Genomic DNA, 18306 nt, shown 5'->3' with positions numbered 1-18306 from the left:
TTCTTATACGTCGGCCATCAGGAAGACCGGGTTGGTCTCGTCGAGAATGCTTTGCGTGCGGGCCTGCAGCGCAGGCTTGAAGTCCGGGTGCGGCAAGATCCAGAAGCGCTTCTCGTCGATAGCCTGGAACACTCGCACCGCCAGTTCGTTCGCCGACATGCCCTGGCGAATGCTCTGTTCGAGCAGCGAGCCCAGCGCGGCGCCGGCGCCCTCGCCCGCCTGGTCGGAAGACATGATGCGGCTGGCCACCGGCCCCGGGCAGAGCACCGAGACACCGACAGGCGCGTTGAGGGCGACCATCTCGTGGTGCAGCACTTCGGAGAGTGCAACCAGCGCCTGCTTGGTCACCGTGTAGGCGGCCAGGAACGGGCTGGTGAGCAGGCCGGCGAGCGACGCGGTGTTGATCACGTGGGCCGGACGGCCCTGGGCCAGCAGGGTCGGCACGAAGACCCGCAGGCCGTTGATCACGCCCACCAGGTTGATGTCGAGCATGCGCTGCCACTGTGCCGCGCTCAGCTCCCAGCTGGCGCCGGTCTGCATCACCCCGGCGTTGTTGAACAGCAGGTCGACGCCGCCGAACTGCGCCAGCGCGGCATCGCGCAGGGCCGCGAGGTCAGCCTCGCTGGCCACGTCGGTGGCCCGCGCCAGCACTTCGCTGCCGCTGGCGCGCAGTTGTCCGGCCAGGTCGTCGAGACCGGCCTGGTCGCGGTCGGCCAGCACCAGGCGCAGGCCCAGTTTCGCCGCGTGTTCCGCCAGCCCCCGGCCGATACCACTGGCGGCACCGGTGATCACGGCCACTTGGCCTTGTCGAACGCTCATCGTCATTCCTCTTTCTCAGTCCGCCGTTACCAGCAGGACCTGCTTGGTACGGGCCAGGCCCTGCTGCAGGCGTGTATGGGCCACGGCCACGTCGGCCAGTGGCAGCTGTTCCAGACGCGGCGGCACCAGCGCGCCGCTGGCCAGCAGATCGGCGACCCGTTGCAGGGTGGCGCCACTGGGCATGCGGCTGTAGGCCACCGCCATGCGCACGCCCAGGCGCTCTGCCGCAGCCATGTCCGGTGCGCCGTCGCCCGGCGCCAGGGTGAGGATCGACACCAGGATGCCGTTCCTGCGCAGCAGCCCCAGCGGGTCGGGCAGGCTGCCGCCGCCGATGCAGTCGAGCACCAGGTCGACGCCTTCGGTGGACCAGTCACGCAGCACCGCGCCGATGTCGTCGCGGCGGTAATCGATGGCGCACTCGGCGCCCAGGGCGGCAACGTGCTCGCGGTTGTCGGCGCTGCAGGTGGTGGCGACCCACGCGCCGGCATGTCGGGCGAGCTGGATGGCGAAACCGCCCACCGCGCTGCCGCCGCCATGCACCAGCACCCGCTGGCCGGCTTGCAGACCGCCCTCGTCGAACAGGCCAGCCCAGGCGGCCAGGGCCGGGGTCGGCACCGCGGCGGCGGCGGCGAAGTCCAGCGACTGCGGCATGCGCACCACGGAGGCGCGGGAGACGCAGGCGTATTCGGCGTAGGAACCCCACTTGCCGGCGCCGACGTCGCTCTGGGCGAACACCGGGGTGCCGACCGGCAGGTCGTCCACGCCCTCGCCTACCTCAGCCACGGTGCCGGACAGGTCGAAGCCCAGCACCAGCGGGAAGCGGTATTCGAAGAAGCCGGCGAGATAGCCCTCGCGGCATTTCCAGTCGGCCGGGTTGACCCCGGCATGGCTGACCCGCACCAGCACTTCGCCGGGGCCGGGGCGTGGCGTTTCGACCTCGGCCAGTTGCAGGACTTCGGCGCCGCCGACACGTTGAATGATCACTGCGCGCATCGAGGGGCACTCCGTTGGGCCAGGCTCAGCAGGCTGCTGTCGAAGGGGCAGAAGGCGTGGGCGATGGAGTCGACCAGCCATTCGGGGAATTCCGGGTCGAACCAGCGATCCACCCAGCCCCAGTGATAGGGATGCGCCAGGTACTCGCCCTGCAGGTCGGGAAGGCCGGCGAACTCCTGCTGCCAGACGTAGGTCCAGCGGCTGTCGCCAATGACTTCGGAGAGCTGCCAGTTGCGGATGCCTTGCATGTACGCCGGCATCCGCAGCAGATCGCGTTCGAGCGCTTCACGCTGGTCAGGGGCGGCATCGGCTTTGACATGCAGCAGCAGGGTGCGCCAGATGCCGCCGGTCAGTTGCGGGTCGCGCAGACCACCGCCGATGCGGCGGTAGGCGTGGCGCTCCAGGCGGGCGGCGCCGGGTACGTGCGCCAGGCGCTCGGCCAGGGTATGACCGGGGTTCTGGTCGAAGATCAGGTCGAGGGTGCAGTCCGAGGCGCCCCAGCTGCCGGGCAGGTTGGCGCCCAGGGCCAGGTGCCGGAAGCCCGGCAGCCCGCTGAGTCGCTCACGCAGCAAGGTCGCAAGATCCGAGGGGTTGGCACCGGCGGCGAGGTCGAGCTGTACGCTTTCAGCCCACATGGCTCAGCCCTCCCTGGTGCTCCAGCAGCTGGCCGGCATCGCCCAGCACATGGCGCCGGCGACTCAGGCACAGGCCATCCACCTGCGCCCAGAACTGCATCGCCTGCGGCCCCAGACGGCTGCGCATGCCGTAGTAGCCCCAGACATCGGGCACCTGCCAGAGCAGCCAGAGGGAATTGGGTCGCCCCGGTACCGCCACCGGCGGCGATACCCAGCGCTGCTCAAGACTCAGGCCGCGCTCGGCACAGGACGGCAGATAAAGCTCCGCCAGGGCTTGCATCACCGTATCGATGTGCTCGGCATCGAGGGTGATCTCATCGAGTATGCGGATCATCGAGAATTCCCGCGTCTTGTTGTTGTGCAGGCCAGTAAATCGATCCCCTGTTTTCCGGCCATCGTCCATTCAGACGATGCCGTCACCGCTCTGGCTTGCAGAATCCAACCAGGCCCTTGCCGCCACCCACCCCCTGCCTGCGGCACCCGATGGGAGAACAACAAGATGAGCACGCTGCACCGAATCGAAGCCCGCCCCATAGAAGACCGCTACGCGCGTGGCTGGCACTGCCTGGGGCTGGCCAGCCAGTACCGCGACGGAAAGGCGCACCGCCTGGATGTGTTCGGCACCCGCCTGGTGGCCTTCCAGGGCGAAGATGGCCAGCTGAATATCCTCGACGGCTACTGCCCGCACATGGGCGCCGACCTGAGCGACGGCTGCGTGGAAGGCAACAGCCTGCGCTGCCCGTTCCACGAATGGCGCTGGGGCGCTGACGGTGTATGCGACGACATTCCCTACGCCAAGCGCATTCCGCCGCGGGCGAAGATCAAGTCGTGGCCGGTGATGGAGCAGAACCAGCTGCTGTTCGTCTGGAACGACCCTGAAGGCAATCCGCCCATCGCCAGCCAGGCGATCCCGCGCATCGACGCCTGCTACGACGACGCGTGGGCCGAATGGGAAGTGGCTGACATCAAGATCGACACCAACTGCCGCGAACTGGTGGATAACGTCTCCGACATGGCGCACTTCAAGAGCGTCCACGGCGCGCCCATCGACGACTTCAGCAACCACTTCGAAGCGCACACCGCCACCCAGGTGATGCGCGGCCGCAGCGCCCGCCTGTCCGGCGACAGCGAGCTGACCACCGTGGCCACCTACTTCGGCCCGGCGTACCAGATCACCGAGATGACCGGTGCCATGGGCGGCCAGCCGATCCATTCGATCCTGCTCAACTGCCACGTGCCGATCAACCAGAACAGCTTCACCCTGCGCTACGGCGTGCTGGTGAAGAAGGTGCCGGGGCTGACCACCGAGGAAAACCGCGCTGTGGCCCAGGCCTACGTGGAGCAGGCGCGCCTGGCGTTCTACGAGGACGTGGCGATCTGGCACACCAAGACCCGTGTCGACAACCCGCTGCTGTGCGACGGCGACGGCCCGGTCTACCAGCTGCGCAAGTGGTACGAGCAGTTCTACACCAACGTTGCCGACCTGCCGGCGAACCTGTCCGAGCGCAAGGATTTCATCGTCTGCGCGGCGCAGGCCGAGCCGGCCTGAACCACCCGTCTCCTGCCTTGAGGGACGGATTGCCTTCTGCGAAAAGCGCCGATTAATCTCGTCGGCGCTTTCCTACTACAAAAATAAGAAATGGTTCACCAATGGCACACTCGCTTTCGCTCGACCAGTTCAGCGGAATGCTCGGCAATCTCTATCAGGGCCCCCTGGAGCCCACGCCGTGGCAGTCCTTCCTTGGCCAGATCAACCAGTTCCTCGGCGGCAAGTACACCACCTTCATCCTGCGTCCGCCCAGCGACCAGAACGAGGGGCTGATGGTCAACACCAACGGCAGTTCGGCCGCAGTGGTGGCCTCCTACAATCAGTACTATTTCAACCTCGATCCCTTCGTCGACCTGCCCAGCGGCCAGGTGGTGATCCTGGATGAGTTCGTCTCCAAGGAAGAATGGCTGGCGTCGGAGTTCTACCGCAATTTCCTCGAGCCGGTGGGTGTGTTCCATATCCTCGGCGCCGACATCCGTACCAGCGATGGCGCCCTGTGCCGTATCCGTGTCAGCCGTGGCGTCGAGTCCCCCGGCTTCACCGAGAACGACAAGGCCCTGCTGGCCTATTTCGTGCCGCACCTGGAGCGTTCGGTGATGCTGCACACGCAGATCAACCGCATCGAGACCGAGCGCAACCTCTACGCCGGCGCGGTGGACCAGTTCGCCGTCGGCACCATCATCCTCGACGAAACCGGCAAGATCCTGCAGACCAACCAGGTGGCGGAAAACCTGCTGGGCGAAAAGGACGGCCTGAAGATCAGCGGCGACACCCTGCAGGTCGGCACCCCGCGCGACAGCCAGGAGTTCCGCCGCCTGGTGAAGCAGGCCCTGCAGTCGCAGAAAAGCTCGCAGCCGTCGGTGGTTGAGGCCATGCGCGTGCAACGCCCGTCCGGCCGCTCGGACCTGGGCATCATCGTGCGCTCGGTACCCTTGAGCGAGTGGAACGAAGGCAAGCATTGCCCGTCGGTGGTGATCTTCGTCAGCGACCCGGAGCAGGAATCCCGCGCGCCCCAGGAGATCGTCAAGGCACTGTTCGACCTGACCCCGGCCGAGGCGCAGCTGGCCATGCTGCTAGCCAACGGCCTGACCCTGGACGAAGCCTCCGACGAGCTGGGCATCAGCCGCAATACGGCGCGCGCCCACCTGCGCTCGACCTTCTCCAAGACCGGGGTGACCCGGCAGACCATGCTGGTGCGCCTGATCCTGCGCAGTGTGGCCACCCTTGGCTAGTCCAAGTGGACGATTTGGCCACCTCGCCTCCGAGACTAACGTGCGAAGCATGGGGTTAGTCGACGAGGCCGATGCCATGTCCAGGTTCATCCCGCTGCTGATCACGCTCATCATCTGTGCCAGCCTGCTGACCGCGCACTTCATGCTGTGCTTCTACGAAGACGCGAGGCTGCAGGCGGCCCGCAATACACTCCAGCTGCCGACCCCACCCTGCATTCTCGGCAGTTGCCTGCGCCAGCTCCCCTGACCGGCAAACGTAGGGCGTACAACCGTTCGCGGTTGTACGCCGATATGCCTCGCTCATTACCGGCTCCACGATCAAGCCCAGAACGGCTGAATTCCCGGCTCCGTGGCCGGTCCCAGAGTGCTCGGCCACCATGGTCAAACGGCGTATAACGTCGAGCGTTATACGCCCTGCGCCATGGCAAGCCTTACGCCTGCACCGCCAACGCGCTAGGGTGGCCGTACGGTATCGCAGGGAGAGGCCCATGAACTGGCTCGAACATCGCATTCCCCCGCCCCTGGTGGCGGTGCTCCTCGGCACGCTGATGTGGCTTCCGGCCCGCCCGCTGCCCCCGTTCGGCGGCCGGCTATGGCTGGCGCTGCTGGTGCTGCTGGCCGGCATCGCGGCGTGCCTGGCCGGCGTGCTGTCCTTCCGCCGCGCACGCACTACCGTCAATCCGATGAAACCGGAAACCGCCTCCGCGCTGGTGGTGGCCGGCATCTACCGCCACACGCGCAACCCGATGTACCTGGGGTTTGCCCTCGTGCTGCTGGCCTGGAGCATCGCCCTCGCCTGCCTGCCCGCCGTGCTGGGAGTGATTGCCTTCGTGCTGTACATCAACCGCTTCCAGATCGCGCCTGAAGAACAGGCCCTGCGACGCCGGTTCGGGGCGAACTTCGATGCCTATTGCCGGCGGGTGCGGCGCTGGGTCTGAGTGCAACGGGCCGCTACAGACCGCAGGCCAGCGGCCTCAAGGCCCATCTTCAGGGCTGAACGCGAGGCTCCGCCTCGAAGGCACTACGCAGCAGCTCGACGAACGCCGGCGCCGGTGGGATATCCACGCTGTCGATGCGCTTGACCGGCACCGCTGGCGTCCAGGAGTTCATTACCACGGCGCCGGCCAGGCGCGGCAATTCCTGGCGATCAATGCAGCGCACCGACTGGCGCACGCCGAGCTGCTCCAACTGGCGACGCAGGATGGCCATGGTGGTGCCGCCGAGCATCCGTGCCTTCGGCCAGATCACCGTCTCGCCGTCCCAGAACGCCAGGTTCCAGATGGTGCCTTCGCTCAAGCGGCCGCGATGGTCGGCGAACACCGCATCGTCGAAGCCGGCGGCCACCGCTTCGCGCAGGTACCAGGTCTTGGCGATCTCGCCGACGTGCTTGATCTCCGGCAGCACCCGCTCGTGGTTGGCGATGGCCAGCGAGAGCGGCCCCTGCGGGCCATCGGAAGGCGGCGCGGTGCGCACCAGCAGTTCCGGTCTGTGTTCAGGCCCTGCCACGGTGAACTCGCCCGCCGGTGAATACACCGTGGCCATCAGCGACGCGTCAGCCGGTGCCTGCGCCAGCGCGGCACGCAGGGCAGCGCGAATCTCCTCGTCGGCATGGCTCTGGCCGAAAAGCCGCTGCGAGGCGTTGCACAGGCGTTCCAGGTGCAAGTCGAGGCCGCGAATGCCGCCGTCGCGCACCTGCATGGCGGTGAAGTGTGCATAGCCGGCGAAGGCCAGGGGTGCGAGGTCATCGGCGCTGGCGGGCCGGGTGTTGCGTTGGGTGATGTAGGGATGAATGGCGGCTGACATGGCGCTGGCTTCCTCTGCTTGATTATCAAGTGAACTCACTATCCGGTTTTGACTAAGCCAGGAGAAACGAGTATTTCTCGACAGATCATCAAATAGGATTTGAAGATCGATGAGCCGCTCCTTTCCCGGCATCCGCTCCCTGCGCACCTTCGAGGCCGCCGGCCGCCACCTGAACTTCACCCGTGCGGCGGAGGAAGTCGGCCTCACGCCGGCCGCAGTCAGCCATCAGATCAAGGAGCTGGAAGACCAGCTCGGCCTCGCCCTCTTCACCCGCACCAGCCGCAGCATCCAGCTGACGCCCGGCGGCGCGCTGCTGCTGGAAGCGGCGACGGAATCCCTCGACCTGTTGCGCCGCGCCACCGTGCGCGCCCGGCGTTTGTCGCGCAGCTCCGAGCAGTTGCGCGTCTCGCTGACCGCACGCTTCGCCACCCACTGGCTGCTGCCACGCCTGCCGGCGTTTCGCGCGCTGCATCCGGGCCTGAAGCTCAGCTTCGACGTCAGCGACGAGCTGCGGGATTTCGCCGTCGACGATGTCGACCTGGCCATTCGCTTCGGCAGCGGTCACTACCCCGGCCTGCGGGCCGAGCGGCTATTCGATACGCTGATCGTGCCGGTGTGCTGCCCGAGCCTGCTGACGGAAGGGCCACCCCTGCGCGAGCCACGGGACCTGCTGGCCCACACCCTGTGCTTTGTAGATTGCGAAACCGAGGGTGCGCCCTGGCCGGACTGGGCACGCTGGATGGCGGCGGCGGGCGTAGAGGACTTCGACTCCAGCAGCTGCGTCGCCTTCGACGACACCAGCCATGTGGTGCAGGCGGCGCTGGAAGGCGGCACCGTCGGGCTAGCCGACCGCGCCCTGGTCACCCGCGAGCTGGAACAGGGACTGCTGGTGCAGCCCTTCGAACTGGGCGTGCCAGTGGCCGAGAATTACGCCTACAACCTAGTCTACCCGCAGGCCAGCGCGGACGACCCGCGGGTAACGGCCTTCCGCGACTGGATACTCGGCGAGATGGCCACCCATTGATCGACCGGGAGGCGCCTGTACGACTTGCCATTGCCACGCTTTCCTGCGAAAACCCACGCCCTCGCGGCGCCGTGCCGCCACCCATCATGAGAGAACGCCATGAGCAGCGAACTGCAGATCGAAGATATCGTCGTCGGCGACGGCAAGGCCGTGGTCAAGGGCGCCCTGATCACCACCCAGTACAAGGGCACCCTGGAGGACGGCACCGTCTTCGATTCGTCCTACGACAAGGGCCGCGCGTTCCAGTGCGTGATCGGCACAGGTCGTGTCATCAAGGGCTGGGATATTGGTCTCATGGGCATGAAGGTCGGCGGCAAGCGCAAGCTGTTCGTGCCCGCGCACCTGGCCTACGGCGAGCGCCAGGTCGGCGCACACATCCAGCCCAATTCCAACCTGCACTTCGAGATCGAACTGCTGGAAGTCCTCACCCGCGACGACTGATGCTCAGGCAGGCGCAGCTTCCACGCTGCGCCGCATGGCCAGGATCGCCGTCGGGCCCTGGGCCTTGCGGGTGAACCACAGTACCCGGCTCACCCCACGGGTGATCGCCACGTAGGCCAGGCGCAGTTGCTCATCCTGCTGGGCCTGGTCATAGCTGCTGGCGAAGAAGCCCGAGGCCGCGTAAAGCGCGCTGCGCAGCGGGTGCTTCTCCGGCGGCGCGCAGTCGTCGACGATGATCGCCACTTCCGCCTGCAGGCCCTTGGCGCGGTGGATGGTCATGCCCTTCACCGGCAACTTGCGGTCCAGCTCGCCGAGGATGGTCTGCAGGGTTTCATTGCGCCGGCTGAGCAGCAGCACGGCGGTCTTCTCCCGCGATCCGCGTGCAGCAACGTGCTCGCACTGCTTGCGGATTTCCTCCAGCAGGATCGGCAGGTTGTTGCGCGCATCGAAGCGCTGCACCAGCTTCACCCCGTGGTCGCCCGCCTCCGCCGACTTGAAGGCGCGGCAGGTCTTGGCCTGCTTGCTGGCCACGCCCACCAGCACCCGCTCGCCGTCGCGGATCACCGGGTCGATGCTGCGGTAGTTGGTCTCCAGCAGCAGCACGCGGCTCTTGCGCCGGCCCTTGCTGGGGAAGTGCCGGTCGAAGTCCATGAACAGTTCCGGCGAACTGCCGCGCCAGGCGTAGATGGATTGCCAGTCATCGCCGATGGCCATCAGGCTGACCACCTCGCCGCGCCTGGCGAGGTCGCGGTGCAACGCTTGCAGCCATTGCACGATCTGCGGCGAGACGTCCTGGAACTCGTCGATCAGGAGGTGCTGGAACGGCGCCAGGGCCTCGGCCGGCAGCTTGCCGTCGCCGAGCTGGTCGGTGAGGCGCTGGAAGGCCAGGTTGAAGGTCAGCAGGCCCTGCTCCTGCAAGGCAGTGTCGAAGGCGCTCCAGAACAGTTGCAGTGCTTCGATGAACTGGCGCTCGCGAGTCGGGCAGCCGAGCCTCGATGGCTGTAGCCGGTCGATGCGCAGGCCGATGCTCTCGATGAATCCGGACTGGGCGTAGAACGCCTCGAACAGCGGCAATGCAATGAACTCGCCAGCGAGCTTGAAGGCATCCAGCGGCGCCTTGCCAATGCGCGGCGGCTTACCGTCTTCGCCAGCTTCGGGCGGTGCCGGCAGGTCGAGCAGCTGATGGACCAGCGTGCGGAACGGAGCCTGATCGGCGTAGCACTGCTGGTAGACCTGCTTGAGCAGGCGCTGCTGCGCCGGGCGCAGGCGGCCTGCGAGCAAGGGGTTGTCCAGCTCGCTGGCGGGATCGCGCTCGTCCAGTTGCTCGAACCAGCGCGGATTCTTCAGCGCCACCTTGGCCAGGGTGCCCATGGCCGAGTGGAAGGTGCGCACGCACTGCCGCGCCTGCGCCACGTCGAACGGATGGCCCCAATAGCCGAGCACCTTCACCAGTTGCTCGCGCAGCTGCGCGCAGGACGCGTTGGTGAAGGAAATCACCGTTACCTTCTCGGCGTCGATGCCGAGGTGGCAGAGCATGTAGACCACCCGCAATACCAGCGTGGTGGACTTGCCGGAACCAGCGCCGGCGAAGATGCGGGCCAGCGGTTCGGGCGCGAGGATCATCGCCCACTGCTCGTCCGACGGCAGGCTCACCACACCGTGGGCGGCCGCCTGGGCCACGCGCTGGCGCATGTCGAGGGCGTGCTGTTCATCGGGCGCCTTGGCGGTGCCGTAGATGCCAGCTGCGGCGGGTGCTCGCGGGCGCTTCGGCGCAGGCTTGTCACCCTCTTTCTTTGCCTTGGCACTGCGCTTGGCGGGCGCCTTGGACGCGCCTTTGGCCTTGCCGCGCCCACGGGGTTGCGGCCGCGCCGCTTCACGCTCGGTGCGCAGGTACTCGGTGGTACGGGGGAAATAACGCGCAAGGGCTTCGGCAAGCAGCCGTTTGTAGCGTTCGACAGCAGACTCCATGGGCCCTATCCGATCAGTTACAGCGTTGAATCATAAGCGCTTTTGGGCAGCGACAGGCAAACGGTCGCCCAGTGACATGCCAGTAGACAGCAATGGGATCGAGAGGATCCGGATTCGCAATCCGGTGCATGGGTTTGAGTCTGGAGGAGAGCCCGGCACACGGGCACCGGGTGGATCGCCAGCGGGTGGCGTCAATCGCGGACGAAGTCCGCTCCTACGAAAAGCAGACTCCTGCGTAGGAGCAACAGTCTTTTGTGCCCTTGTAGGATGGCGTAGAGCGAAGCGAAACCCATCAACATCGTGCACCGACAGCATGGGCATCGCTTCGCTCCACCCATCCTACGAATTGCGGCAACTCCAGTCCTGGTGCACGACTCCTGTAGGAGCGAACTCTGTCCGCGATCCGACCCGATCGCCGGCCTTGCCGGCGTCGGAGCGTTCGCGAGCAAGCTCGCTCCTACGAAAAGAAAATCAGCCCTCGAACAGCTCCACCTGCTCCGGCTCGCGCTTCATCAGCACGCGGCCATTGCGGATCGAGTACAGCGCCTTGGTCTGCTGGCGCACCGCTTCGTAATCGCTCTCCACCCCCAGTACCAGCAGGTTGGCCGGACGGCCGGCGGCGATGCCGTAGCGCGCGCCCAGATTCAGCGCGCGGGCGCTGTTGTCGGTGACCAGGTCCAGCGCGCGCTGCAGGTCGTCGAAGCCCATCATGTGGCAGATGTGCAGGCCGGCATCCAACACGCGCAGGATATTGCCGTTGCCCAGCGGGTACCACGGGTCCTTGATCGAATCCTGGCCGAAGCAGACGTTCATGCCGGCGCGGTCGATCTCGGCCACGCGGGTCACGCCACGGCGTTTCGGGAAGGTGTCGAAGCGGCCCTGCAGGTGGATGCTTTCGGTTGGGCAGGAGACGAAGTTGATGCCCGAACGCTTGAGCAGGCGGAACAGCTTGGAGCAGTAGGCGTTGTCGTAGGAACCCATCGCCGTGGTGTGGCTGGCGGTGACGCGGCCACCCATGCCCCGCACGCGGGCTTCCTCGGCGAGCACTTCGAGGAAGCGCGAGTTCGGGTCGTCGGTTTCGTCGCAGTGCACGTCCACCAGGCAACCGGTGCGCTCGGCCAGGTCCATGAGGAACTTGATCGAGCTGACGCCCTGCTCGCGAGTGTTTTCGAAGTGCGGGATACCACCGACCACGTCCGCGCCGAGGCGGATCGCCTCTTCCATCAGCTCGCGGCCGCCCTCGTAGGACTCGATGCCCTCCTGCGGGAAGGCAACGATTTGCAGGTTCACCAGATGCCGGGCTTCTTCGCGGACTTCGACCATGGCCTTGAGCGCGGCCAGGGTCGGATCGGTCACGTCGACGTGGGTGCGCACGTGCTGGATGCCGTGGGCGGCCAGCATGCGGAGGGTGGTGTGGGCGCGGGACTTGGTGTCCTCGTGCGTAATGGTTTCCTTGCGCTGGGCCCAGCGCTCGATGCCCTCGAACAGCGTACCGCTCATGTTCCATTCCGGCTCGCCGGCGGTCAGGGTGGCGTCGAGGTGGATGTGCGGCTCCACCAGCGGGGCGATGGCCAGGTTGCCACGGGCGTCGATGTCGTCACCGCTGGCGGCCACGGTACCGGCTTGCTGCACGACTTCGGCGATGACGTCGCCGTCGCAGCGGATGGTGAACAGGCCGGTCTGCTTGCGCAGCGAGGCGTTGATGATCTTCATGGGCTGGTTATTCCTCTCAGGCTATTCGTGGCGCGGCGCGTTGGACATGCGCCAGATGAGCAGCGCCACGGAGGTATTCAGGCGGAATTGCGCGTCGTCCAGGGACTGGCCGCTCAGGGCCTCGATGCGCGCGACCCGCTGGTTCAGGGTGTTACGGTGGATGCCCAGGCGCTGTGCCGCCTTGAGCGCGTTGCCGTTCTCCTGGACGAGCGCGTCGAGCGTCTCGATCAGCAGGTGCGGCTGTTTGCGGCCCGGCTCCGAGAGCGGGCCGAGGGTGTCCTTCATGAACTGCTCGACCACCGCCCGATCGGGGATCGCCCGCAGCAGGCGCAATACGCCCAGCTCACGGTAGTCGCAGAGTCCTCCGGGCGCCTGCATGCCTTCGGCGACGTCCAGCGCCTGGCGGGCTTCGAGCAGCGCGCGGGAGAATTCGGCGCAGGAATCGGCGCGGGCTGACAAACCGAGATAGGCCCGCAGCGGCGCCAGTTCCTGTTGCAGCTCGGCGGCCAGGGAGTGCAGTTCGGCGCGTTCGGCACTACCGGAATCGCCCAGCAGGAGGACGAACAGGTCGCCCTGGATCACCACCGGCAGGCGCTTGGGGCGCTCCTGCTGCCAGCTCTCCAGATGGTCGAGCAGGTGCTGGCGGGTCAGCTGCAGCACGCGCTCGGCCTCTTCCGGTTCCTGCTGCTGGAACAGTGTGTCGACGCCGGACAACCGCAGCGCCACCAGGCGACGCGGCGTCTCCAGCGGCAGCTCCAGATGCCGGGCGCGGCGGCGAACGATCTCCAGGCTCGGGTAATCGCCGCTGAGCAGCTGGCCGAGGATGTCGCGGCGCGAGGTCTTCACCTGGGTCATCTGCACCAGCGCCGTGCCGATCAGGTGGGTGACGATGACCATCTTCAGCGCGTAGGGCTGCTCGATCAGCGGCAGGCCTTCCGCTTCGGCCAGATGAACCACGGACGGCGGAATGCGCTGGATGAACTCGTCGCCGGTGAGGATGACGATGCCGGCGATGCCGCTGGCGACGCCTTCGCGCACCAGCTGTAGCAGGTTGGCTTCGTCACGGCTGTGGTTGATGCCGGTGACGAACACCAGCTCGCCGCCCATCACCCAGTCGGCGATGCCGACGTTCTCCGCCACGTAGGACCAGCGCACGCTGCGATGCACGTTGCGCGCGCCAGCCCGCAGCGCGAGGCTCTCCAGCCCCGGCAGACGGAGGATTTCCTCGACGCTCAGGCTCAAGCGCGCGGCTCGGCCACCGGCGCGCGGGCGCGGGTGACTTCGGTGAGGACGATGTAGCAGACGGCCGAAGCGGCGATGCCCACCAGCGGCGCGATCCACGGCGAGGCGTAGGCGAGACCTGCGCCGACCGCGTAGGACGCGAGGCCGGTCACGTTGAATGCCGGGATGTGGCTGCCCACCAGCGCCGGATACTCGCCGCGGTTGCGGTACCAGTAGTCGGCCATGATCACGCCACCCAGCGGCGGGATGATCGAGCCCAGCAGCACCAGGAACGGGATCAGCCATTCGTACATGCCACCGATGGCGAGGATGATGCCGATGCCGGCGGCGACCAGGGTCATGGTGCGGCGGCGCTCGCTGCGCACCAGGTGGCAGGCGGCGGCGGAGACGTTGTAGATGGTCGGCCCCTGGATGGTCCAGAGGTTCAGGCAGAGCATGATCACCGCGGCGAAGGACAGGCCCTGCAGCACCATCACTTCGACGATGTCGGCGTTCTGGTAGACGATGGCGCACCAGGCGCCGGCGACGATCATCAGGCCGTTGCCGATGAGGAAGGCGACCACGCTGGCGATCACCGCGATGCGCCCGCTGCGGGCCATGCGGGTCCAGTTGGTGGCCTGGGTCGCGCCACTGGCAAAGGTGCCGAAGACCATGGTCACGGCGGCGGAGAAGGTCAAGGTCTGGCTCGGTTCCTTCGCCAGCAGGCCGCTCCAGCCACCGGCGTGGTTGGTGGCGATGACCATGGACGCCACCAGCAGGATGAACATCAGCGGCACCGACACGCGGGACATGATGTCCAGGCCCTTGAAGCCGATGATCGCGGTGATCGAGAACAGCAGGCCGAACACCACCATCAGCGGGATGTTCAGCCACTCCGGCAGGGCCAGCATCTTCACCAGCACGATGGCCACGGTGGCGGTGCCCCAGGCGTACCAGCCCAGTTCTGCGAAGCCAAGGAGGAAGTCGGACAGCTTGCTGCCGCGCTCGCCGAAGCAGAAGCGGCCCATCAGCACGGTGTTCAGGCCGCTGCGCGAGGCGATCAGGCCCAGGGCGGCAGCGTAGACGGCGAGCAGCACGTTGCCGATGAAGGCAACCCAGAGCATGTCGACGAAGTCGAAGGCCATGCCGATCTTGCCGCCGGCGAACATGGTGCCGGTGAAGAAGGTGAAGCTGAACAGGACCATGGCGATGGGCAGCAGGCCTTTGCGCCCTTCCCTGGGCGTCGCGCTCAGGGGGAATTCACTGGGGGAAGTCATCCGGTATCTCCGCGGGATTGGTTGAGAGCCCGCTTGCAATCTGCTGCGCGTCGGCCGTAGGGCGTTGGCAAGCGCCCTCAGATGCTCATTTACAGAACGTAAACTCCGCTCTTCGGGCGCTTGCCGCCTCCTACGGCTCTAGCTCGCAAGATTGCAAACCAGCTCTATGGACTCCCGGCCCATAGCAAATAGCGGGCCGGAAAAGCCAATCAGGAACGACGCGGCGCATGTCGAACATTGTGAACTGTTCACAATGCACACTTCCGGTGGGTATAACGGCGTTTCAAGATAGCTCAAATGTGCATTGTGCGGATTTTCGGGGCACGATGCAGCTTTTTCGCACCAAATCTGACGAAACCCTGACTTGAGTTCCGAGCGTTCAGCGAGACTCGCCTAGCCGTTACACCCTCTGCCGCGCGGCTCAGACGTCGCTGCAGCGCGCAGTCTGGCGCAGGTAGCGCACGGCATGGACCTGCCCGTGGGAGTCCAGGTAGGTCATGGTGGCCAGGCTGACTTCGCAGCGTTCGTTGGGCTGCTCGATACGCAGCACCTTCGCCACGTCCAGCGGCATGCCGTAGTGATAGACAGGCGCCTCTTCGGCAAAGGCGGTGATGGAAAGCAGCACGGCGGGGACGGCGAACAGAAGGGATAGGGCGGATTTCATGGCAGCAGCCTCAACGATCACGCGGGTCGCGCCATTCGTGGCCCACAACTGAAAATCTAGTCGAACGGCCGCCTGTGGCACAGCGCGGCTTCGACAATGGAATCCTGCGGATATCGCAACAATGCGGCGCTGAGCAGGCACTGTCTGGTCGATTGTGTCGCCATTCGAAGGCGAACTGGCAAAATTTGCACGCCTTGAGCGATTGCAGCCACATCGGCGAGCCGCAAGAATGAGAGCCATCGATCGGATCGGAAGACGCCATGAAACGCGTGGCCATGCTGCTGTTCCCCGGCGTCCAGGCGCTGGACGTTTCCGGGCCGCTGGACGTGTTCGCCGAAGCCAACGCATTCGTGCCACCCGGCCAGGGTTACCAGGTCGTCACCCTTGCCGCACCACCCCTGCCCTTGCGCGCCTCCAATGGGCAGTGGCTGGGCGCCGACTTCAGCCTCGAACAGGGGCTTGCCGCCGATATCCTGCTGGTTCCCGGTGGCCCGAAATTACCTGAGGAAACGCCCAGCGCCGAACTGCTCGACTGGCTGCGCACCGCCTGTGCCCAGGCACCCCGCTACGGCTCGATCTGCACCGGCGCCTTCCTCCTCGGCCACGCGGGGCTGCTCGATGGCAGGCGCGTGACCACCCATTGGAGCGATGCGCGGCGGCTGGCTGAACGCTTCCCGCAGGCGCAAGTGGAGCCGGACCGCATCCATGTTCGCGATGGTGCGCTGGCGACCTCGGCGGGCGTCACGGCCGGTATCGATCTGGCGCTGGCCCTGGTCGCCGAAGACCACGGCGCGGCGGTGGCGCTGTCGGTGGCCAAGCGCCTGCTGGTGGTGGCCCAGCGTCAGGGCGGGCAGTCGCAGTTCAGCCCCTTCCTCCAGGCACCGGCGGATGAGACTTCGCCCGTCGCGCGCATCCAGCGCCATGTGCAGGAAAACCTCGACCAGCCCCTGGGCGTGCCGCAACTGGCCGCCGAAGTGGCGATGAGCCCGCGCAGCTTCGCCCGTATCTTCGTGCGCGAAGCCGGTGTGACGCCGGCGGAATTCGTCCAGCGCGCCCGCATCGACGCGGCGCGCGGATTGCTGGAAGGCAGTGACCTGGCATTGAAAGTGATCGCCTGGCGCTGCGGCTTCGGCAGCGCGGCGCGGATGCGGCGGGTGTTCGTGCAGCGGCTGGGGGTGACGCCCAGCGAATACCGCGAGCGCTTCCGGCGCGCCTGATCGAAAACCGCTTGCAAGGCTGGCGCGGCGGCGTGCGAATCACACAAATGATTCACTTGACACGATAATGATCCAAGTGTTTCATTTGCCTCGCAACGTCACCACACGATCAGCGCACCCCCGGGTGCGTGAGGACAATAACAATGACCGACTTCAAGCTGACCTATTCGACCATGTATGCCCCGCCAGCGGCCCTGCACGAGCGCTTCGAGCGGGCCCTGGACGAGGTCAGGGCGGATCTTGGGCGCGATCACGCGCTGTTCATCGACGGCAAGGACGTGTTCGCTGCCGCTCCGCTGGAAAAGCGCAGCCCGGTCGATCAGAACCTGCTGCTGGGGCGTTTCCATGTAGCCGAGCGCGAGCAGGTCGACGCCGCCCTCGCCGCCGCCCGCAGCGCCTTCCCCGCCTGGCGCGCAATGCCATGGCAGCAACGTATCGAGCTGATGCGCCGGGTGGCCCGGCTGATCGAAGAGCGGGTCTACCATATCGCCGCCGCAGTCAGCCTGGAGACTGGCAAGAATCGTATGGAGGCACTCGGCGAGGTCCAGGAAACCGCCGTCTTCTTCGATCACTACAGCGACCTGATGGAGCAGAATCAGGGCTTCGACCATGCGCTGCCGAACGACCCGCTGAGCGACTTCACCAGCCGCAACCGCAGCATTCTCAAACCCTATGGGGCCTGGGTGGTCATCGCCCCGTACAACTTCCCCTTTGCCCTGGCCGGCGGTCCCACCAGCGCCGCACTGGTCACCGGCAACTGCGTGGTACTCAAGGGCGCCAGCGAAACTCCCTGGGCCGGACGGCTGCTCGCCGAATGCATCCGCGATGCCGGCATCCCCGATGGTGTATTCAACTACCTGTGCGGCAGCGGGCGCGTCGCCGGCCGGGCCCTGGTCGAGCACGAGGATACGGCCGGCATCACCTTCACCGGCTCCTATGAAACTGGCATGGGCATCGCCCGCGCCCAATTGGCGCGAGACTATCCGCGGCCGTGCATCGCCGAAATGGGCGGCAAGAATGCGGTGATCGTCAGCCGCCACGCCGACCTGGAGCGGGCGACGCTGGGCATCCTGCGTTCGGCCTACGGCATGCAAGGCCAGAAATGTTCGGCGCTGTCGCGCATCTATGTCGAGGAAGCAGTGGCCGATGCCCTGATCGAACGCCTGGTGCAACAGATCGCCACGATCCGCATCGGTGATCCGGCCCAGCGCGCCCACTGGATGGGACCGGTGGCAACGCGCGCGGCCTATGACGACTTCGCCGGCTACAGCAAGCAGCTGCAGCAGCACGGCGCACGCTTGCTCGCCGGTGGCGAACAGTTGCGTGGCGAGGGCTTCGCCGATGGCCTGTACTGCGCGCCGACCCTCGCCGAGGCACCACTCGATCACCCACTGTGGAAAGTCGAGATGTTCCTGCCCATCGCCATGCTCGCCCGGGTATCCAACCTGGAACAGGCACTCGCAGAGGCCAATGACAGCCCCTATGGCCTCACCGCCGGGTTCTACGGCAGCGCCAGCGAGACCGACTGGTTCTTCGAGCACATCGAGGCCGGCGTTACCTACGCCAACCGCCCGCAGGGCGCGACCACCGGCGCGTGGCCCGGCTACCAGCCCTTCGGCGGCTGGAAGGGTTCGGGCAACACCGGCAAGGCGATCGCCTCGTTCTACTACTTGCCGCAGTACCTGCGCGAACAGTCGCAGACCCGCGTCGACTAACCCAGCCTCTCCGCGCCGATCGCGGCGCCGCCTTC

18 protein-coding genes are annotated in these 18306 nt (G+C 66.4%); 8 read left to right on the top strand and 10 right to left on the bottom strand.

Going from position 1 to position 18306, the window contains the following annotated elements:
• Positions 1-3 precede the first annotated feature (3 nt).
• Genes GA645_RS11905 through GA645_RS11890 form a run of 4 tightly spaced genes read right to left on the bottom strand, consistent with a single transcriptional unit; the run spans position 4 to position 2781 of the window.
• Complete coding sequence (locus tag GA645_RS11905; protein ID WP_152222960.1) at positions 4-819, bottom strand: SDR family NAD(P)-dependent oxidoreductase; 816 nt, start codon at positions 817-819, stop codon at positions 4-6.
• A gap of 15 nt (positions 820-834) precedes the next feature.
• Positions 835-1812, bottom strand: coding sequence for an NADP-dependent oxidoreductase (locus GA645_RS11900; protein ID WP_152222958.1), 978 nt, complete (start codon positions 1810-1812; stop codon positions 835-837).
• Complete coding sequence (locus GA645_RS11895; protein WP_152222956.1) at positions 1800-2447, bottom strand: Dabb family protein; 648 nt, start codon at positions 2445-2447, stop codon at positions 1800-1802. Before GA645_RS11895 ends, GA645_RS11900 begins: the two co-directional genes overlap by 13 nt.
• Positions 2437-2781 (bottom strand): hypothetical protein, encoded by a 345-nt coding sequence (locus GA645_RS11890; protein WP_152222954.1) that lies wholly within the window; start codon positions 2779-2781, stop codon positions 2437-2439. The genes GA645_RS11895 and GA645_RS11890 overlap by 11 nt, the downstream gene beginning before the upstream one ends.
• Before the next feature lie 165 nt (positions 2782-2946).
• Here GA645_RS11890 and GA645_RS11885 point away from each other — a divergent pair, with 165 nt between their 5' ends.
• The 4 genes from GA645_RS11885 to GA645_RS11875 all read left to right on the top strand — a co-directional run bounded on the left by GA645_RS11885 (position 2947) and on the right by GA645_RS11875 (position 6166).
• Complete coding sequence (locus GA645_RS11885) at positions 2947-3996, top strand: Rieske 2Fe-2S domain-containing protein (RefSeq protein WP_152222952.1); 1050 nt, start codon at positions 2947-2949, stop codon at positions 3994-3996.
• A 101-nt stretch (positions 3997-4097) separates the two neighbouring features.
• Positions 4098-5228: a LuxR C-terminal-related transcriptional regulator gene (locus GA645_RS11880; protein WP_152222951.1), complete on the top strand. Its 1131-nt coding sequence runs from the start codon at positions 4098-4100 to the stop codon at positions 5226-5228.
• A 76-nt stretch (positions 5229-5304) separates the two neighbouring features.
• Entirely contained in the window at positions 5305-5475 is a 171-nt protein-coding gene (locus tag GA645_RS28795) for a hypothetical protein (protein WP_178119524.1), read from the top strand.
• A gap of 241 nt (positions 5476-5716) precedes the next feature.
• On the top strand, positions 5717-6166 hold the full coding sequence (locus GA645_RS11875; protein ID WP_152222949.1) for an isoprenylcysteine carboxylmethyltransferase family protein: 450 nt from the start codon (positions 5717-5719) through the stop codon (positions 6164-6166).
• Between the two features lie 49 nt (positions 6167-6215).
• Here the strand turns inward: GA645_RS11875 and GA645_RS11870 are convergent, their stop codons facing one another.
• Positions 6216-7031, bottom strand: coding sequence for an aminotransferase class IV family protein (locus GA645_RS11870; protein WP_152222947.1), 816 nt, complete (start codon positions 7029-7031; stop codon positions 6216-6218).
• Positions 7032-7140: 109 nt separating this feature from the next.
• Between GA645_RS11870 and gcvA the strand changes: the two genes are divergently transcribed.
• Together gcvA and GA645_RS11860 are read left to right on the top strand one after the other, a co-directional pair.
• Positions 7141-8055: a transcriptional regulator GcvA gene (gene gcvA / locus GA645_RS11865; RefSeq protein ID WP_152222945.1), complete on the top strand. Its 915-nt coding sequence runs from the start codon at positions 7141-7143 to the stop codon at positions 8053-8055.
• Positions 8056-8154: 99 nt separating this feature from the next.
• Positions 8155-8496 carry an FKBP-type peptidyl-prolyl cis-trans isomerase gene (locus tag GA645_RS11860; protein WP_152222944.1) on the top strand — a complete coding sequence of 114 codons (342 nt, stop codon included), beginning with the start codon at positions 8155-8157 and terminating at the stop codon, positions 8494-8496.
• 3 nt (positions 8497-8499) lie between these two features.
• Here the strand turns inward: GA645_RS11860 and GA645_RS11855 are convergent, their stop codons facing one another.
• From GA645_RS11855 to GA645_RS11835, 5 genes are all read right to left on the bottom strand, one after another.
• Positions 8500-10464: a DEAD/DEAH box helicase gene (locus GA645_RS11855; RefSeq protein ID WP_152222942.1), complete on the bottom strand. Its 1965-nt coding sequence runs from the start codon at positions 10462-10464 to the stop codon at positions 8500-8502.
• A 471-nt stretch (positions 10465-10935) separates the two neighbouring features.
• Positions 10936-12177, bottom strand: coding sequence for a cytosine deaminase (codA, locus tag GA645_RS11850; RefSeq protein WP_152222940.1), 1242 nt, complete (start codon positions 12175-12177; stop codon positions 10936-10938).
• 21 nt (positions 12178-12198) lie between these two features.
• Positions 12199-13419: a PucR family transcriptional regulator gene (locus GA645_RS11845; protein WP_152222938.1), complete on the bottom strand. Its 1221-nt coding sequence runs from the start codon at positions 13417-13419 to the stop codon at positions 12199-12201.
• Positions 13416-14675, bottom strand: coding sequence for a cytosine permease (gene codB / locus GA645_RS11840; protein WP_152222936.1), 1260 nt, complete (start codon positions 14673-14675; stop codon positions 13416-13418). Before codB ends, GA645_RS11845 begins: the two co-directional genes overlap by 4 nt.
• Positions 14676-15096: 421 nt before the next feature.
• Complete coding sequence (locus tag GA645_RS11835) at positions 15097-15339, bottom strand: DUF2790 domain-containing protein (protein WP_152222934.1); 243 nt, start codon at positions 15337-15339, stop codon at positions 15097-15099.
• Between the two features lie 260 nt (positions 15340-15599).
• On the opposite strand from GA645_RS11835, the gene GA645_RS11830 reads away from it, so the two are divergent.
• Positions 15600-16556, top strand: coding sequence for a GlxA family transcriptional regulator (locus GA645_RS11830; RefSeq protein ID WP_152222932.1), 957 nt, complete (start codon positions 15600-15602; stop codon positions 16554-16556).
• A gap of 143 nt (positions 16557-16699) precedes the next feature.
• Positions 16700-18271, top strand: coding sequence for an aldehyde dehydrogenase family protein (locus GA645_RS11825; protein ID WP_152222930.1), 1572 nt, complete (start codon positions 16700-16702; stop codon positions 18269-18271).
• Positions 18272-18306: the final 35 nt, after the last annotated feature.

The organism is Pseudomonas sp. SCB32 (genome assembly GCF_009189165.1).
Taxonomy (GTDB): domain Bacteria; phylum Pseudomonadota; class Gammaproteobacteria; order Pseudomonadales; family Pseudomonadaceae; genus Pseudomonas.
The sequence above is the reverse complement of the archived record's forward strand: the minus strand, read 5'-3'. Positions and strand labels throughout refer to the sequence as shown.

Coding starts and splice junctions, on each gene's coding strand:
- GA645_RS11905 (WP_152222960.1), bottom strand. CDS start 819: ATGAGCGTTCGACAAGGCCAAGTGGCCGTGATCACCGGTGCCGCCAGT.
- GA645_RS11870 (WP_152222947.1), bottom strand. CDS start 7,031: ATGTCAGCCGCCATTCATCCCTACATCACCCAACGCAACACCCGGCCC.
- GA645_RS11835 (WP_152222934.1), bottom strand. CDS start 15,339: ATGAAATCCGCCCTATCCCTTCTGTTCGCCGTCCCCGCCGTGCTGCTT.
- GA645_RS28795 (WP_178119524.1), top strand. CDS start 5,305: ATGTCCAGGTTCATCCCGCTGCTGATCACGCTCATCATCTGTGCCAGC.
- GA645_RS11895 (WP_152222956.1), bottom strand. CDS start 2,447: ATGTGGGCTGAAAGCGTACAGCTCGACCTCGCCGCCGGTGCCAACCCC.
- GA645_RS11855 (WP_152222942.1), bottom strand. CDS start 10,464: ATGGAGTCTGCTGTCGAACGCTACAAACGGCTGCTTGCCGAAGCCCTT.
- GA645_RS11830 (WP_152222932.1), top strand. CDS start 15,600: ATGAAACGCGTGGCCATGCTGCTGTTCCCCGGCGTCCAGGCGCTGGAC.
- codA (WP_152222940.1), bottom strand. CDS start 12,177: ATGAAGATCATCAACGCCTCGCTGCGCAAGCAGACCGGCCTGTTCACC.
- gcvA (WP_152222945.1), top strand. CDS start 7,141: ATGAGCCGCTCCTTTCCCGGCATCCGCTCCCTGCGCACCTTCGAGGCC.
- GA645_RS11825 (WP_152222930.1), top strand. CDS start 16,700: ATGACCGACTTCAAGCTGACCTATTCGACCATGTATGCCCCGCCAGCG.
- GA645_RS11900 (WP_152222958.1), bottom strand. CDS start 1,812: ATGCGCGCAGTGATCATTCAACGTGTCGGCGGCGCCGAAGTCCTGCAA.
- GA645_RS11860 (WP_152222944.1), top strand. CDS start 8,155: ATGAGCAGCGAACTGCAGATCGAAGATATCGTCGTCGGCGACGGCAAG.
- GA645_RS11890 (WP_152222954.1), bottom strand. CDS start 2,781: ATGATCCGCATACTCGATGAGATCACCCTCGATGCCGAGCACATCGAT.
- GA645_RS11880 (WP_152222951.1), top strand. CDS start 4,098: ATGGCACACTCGCTTTCGCTCGACCAGTTCAGCGGAATGCTCGGCAAT.
- GA645_RS11885 (WP_152222952.1), top strand. CDS start 2,947: ATGAGCACGCTGCACCGAATCGAAGCCCGCCCCATAGAAGACCGCTAC.
- codB (WP_152222936.1), bottom strand. CDS start 14,675: ATGACTTCCCCCAGTGAATTCCCCCTGAGCGCGACGCCCAGGGAAGGG.
- GA645_RS11875 (WP_152222949.1), top strand. CDS start 5,717: ATGAACTGGCTCGAACATCGCATTCCCCCGCCCCTGGTGGCGGTGCTC.